Source organism: Candidatus Protofrankia californiensis (assembly GCF_900634765.1).
In the GTDB taxonomy this organism is placed as follows: Bacteria; Actinomycetota; Actinomycetes; order Frankiales; family Frankiaceae; genus Protofrankia; species Protofrankia californiensis.
The window spans coordinates 1-2,103 of sequence record NZ_CAAAFT010000295.1 but is presented as its reverse complement, the minus strand read 5'-3'; the positions used below and the strand labels follow the sequence as shown (position 1 = coordinate 2,103).

Annotated in this window: 4 protein-coding genes and 1 pseudogene; 3 read left to right on the top strand and 2 right to left on the bottom strand. The window is 65.5% G+C overall.

What is annotated here, in order from left to right:
- The first annotated feature begins 45 nt into the window (after positions 1-45).
- Positions 46-384 carry a transposase gene (locus DD1DGNOD_RS31295; RefSeq protein WP_430827816.1) on the top strand — a complete coding sequence of 113 codons (339 nt, stop codon included), beginning with the start codon at positions 46-48 and terminating at the stop codon, positions 382-384.
- A 24-nt stretch (positions 385-408) separates the two neighbouring features.
- Here the strand turns inward: DD1DGNOD_RS31295 and DD1DGNOD_RS15780 are convergent, their stop codons facing one another.
- A complete protein-coding gene (locus DD1DGNOD_RS15780) occupies positions 409-717 on the bottom strand; it encodes a hypothetical protein (RefSeq protein WP_241255754.1) in 309 nt (102 codons plus the stop codon).
- Entirely contained in the window at positions 606-848 is a 243-nt protein-coding gene (locus DD1DGNOD_RS29610) for a hypothetical protein (RefSeq protein WP_241255755.1), read from the bottom strand. The genes DD1DGNOD_RS15780 and DD1DGNOD_RS29610 overlap by 112 nt, the downstream gene beginning before the upstream one ends.
- Before the next feature lie 365 nt (positions 849-1,213).
- On the opposite strand from DD1DGNOD_RS29610, the gene DD1DGNOD_RS15775 reads away from it, so the two are divergent.
- Both DD1DGNOD_RS15775 and DD1DGNOD_RS15770 read left to right on the top strand, forming a co-directional pair.
- On the top strand, positions 1,214-1,768 hold the full coding sequence (locus DD1DGNOD_RS15775) for a DUF5994 family protein (RefSeq protein ID WP_131766132.1): 555 nt from the start codon (positions 1,214-1,216) through the stop codon (positions 1,766-1,768).
- Positions 1,765-2,103, top strand: a pseudogene (locus DD1DGNOD_RS15770) (transglutaminase-like domain-containing protein); the annotation flags it as partial. The gene DD1DGNOD_RS15775 and the pseudogene DD1DGNOD_RS15770, both read left to right, overlap by 4 nt.

Below are 2,103 nucleotides of genomic sequence, written 5' to 3'. Positions count from 1 at the left end.
GTCCTGGAGACCGACAGCCGCTAGAAAACAAGATGGAAAAGGCTCATCGATTTCTGTGCCAAGCTGCTGGCCGATGCCGGAGGGAAGAAGGTCTTCCTGATTCTCGACAATGCCACCTACCATGTTTCCAGGAAGACTCGGCAGTTCGCCGAGGACAGCGACGGGAGACTGACGTTGTTCTTCCTGCCGACCTATTCGCCCGAGCTCAACCCCGACGAGCTGGTGTGGAAAAACGTCAAACATGACACGCTCGGGAGGGCATCGATCAAAGACGCGGGGGACCTGTATTCTCGGGCGGTTGCAGCGCTGGAGCATCTACGAGATTCCCCGGAGATCATAAGGGGAATCTTCCGCGCACCCAGGTTGTCCTATATTCATTGGTGATCAGTCCAGATCAAAAATTTCTCCTTAATAGTCCAGCTCGGGGCGGCGGTCGGCGTCGGAGATGGACACATACGCCGACGCCGCCCGCGCGTACGCCGGGACGATCCACGGGTCCGAAAAACCATGAACGGTCGTCACCATCGGCGCCCGGACATGCGCCGCGAACGCCAGCGGCAGCCAGTCGAGACGGTGGTGCACGACGTCGAACTCGCCCGACCGGATCAGCGCGTGCGCCACGTGCAGCGCCTCACCCACGCGTCGTCGAGCACAGGATCCTCGGCATACCCGTGCGGGCACACCCCCTCCAACGCGCCGGCCGTTCGCGAATCCCAGCGTCGCGAACAGGGTGACGTCCACTCCACGCTCGACAGACCCTCCGCGAGCTGGCTGGTAATCTTCTCCCGCGAACCGTAATGCCGCGGCGGGGTACGCCACGCCACCGGCGCGAGCAGCGCGACCTTCATCCGGCTACCGGCGCGATCAGACCAGGTATTTCGAACATAAGCGTGACCGCCTTCAACACGAAATTCGGGTGAAAACCTCCGGCGACGTTCCGGCAAGTCGACTTCCTTATATCCGTGAACCTTACTCTTTTTGCTGGTCGAAGGTTTTGGGCTCGGCGTGGTGGTGGATACCTGTGCCTGGCCGACGGTCCCGGTGTCGGCGTCCACCAGCGCGTAGACGAAGATCTACCTCGCCATCGCGCGTGCAGGTGCAGGGCATGGCATAATTTAAGCAGGCCGGAAATTCACGAACGTCGGCACGAAGGTCGGCGTCGTTCCGGTCATGGCCATCCGGCGGTTTTCGCCGTCGGGGTTAGGCGGCCGTCATGACGACGAGCCAGATGATTTCCCCTCTCGACCGGGTCGACCTTGCCCGGTTCGACGACGACGGCGGCGCTCCCACCCGGCTCCGTCCCCAACCCACAGGCACACGTACACGACCGGCCGATCCGACCTCCAGAGTCCGTGGAGACGTACCACGCCTGTCGTTGACCCCGCTCCGCGGCCAGGGATCCTTCGACGGCGGCTGGTGGCCACGAACCCTGACTCTGGCCAACGAGCTTCCTGGACTCGTCACGGCATTGACGACTGCCGACGAGACGATCACCCGTGTTTCGGTCAACGGTGATACCTGGACTGACATCCCCGACCGGCTCACGCAACCCGGCCGGCCGACGCTGCGGGTCAGCTGGTTTCGGACCCTCGACCCGCACGTGGTCACGGTAGGCGACGGAACCCGGCCGCGGATCCGCCTTCTCGTGATCCCTCCCGACGCCGCCGCCGGACCGGCACACGAGGTGCTCCGGTTGGCTGCCGCTGGCAGGCTGGCCGGTCCGCCCGGCCAGATCCTGCACGACGCCAGCGCGGCACCATCGGAATGACCGCCCCGCAGCCTGACGACCAGCGGACGCGCATCCCTCCCGCCGACGCCGGGAGGGTGGTCACCTGCGACCTCGCCTTCGACGTCCGGGAACCCGCGGACATCGCACTCCAGGTCGCTGCCGCCCGCGGGCTCCGGGTACACGCCGAACGGCTCGACATGGCGACGGAGGGAACGTCACTCGTAGGACCGGCCGAACTGGCTGCACCGCACGGCGGACGCCTGCACCTGCTGCGGGCGCCCCGGGGAGTCCTCTCCGTGTCCTACCGGGCGGAACTCGAACGCCCCGAGGCCGATCGCCAGCACGGCGACGCCGTTCTCGACGGCGACCTGCTC

Excerpts from the sequence above, each read along its gene's own strand:
- DD1DGNOD_RS29610 (WP_241255755.1), bottom strand. The coding sequence starts at position 848 with ATGAAGGTCGCGCTGCTCGCGCCGGTGGCGTGGCGTACCCCGCCGCGG.
- DD1DGNOD_RS15775 (WP_131766132.1), top strand. The coding sequence starts at position 1,214 with ATGACGACGAGCCAGATGATTTCCCCTCTCGACCGGGTCGACCTTGCC.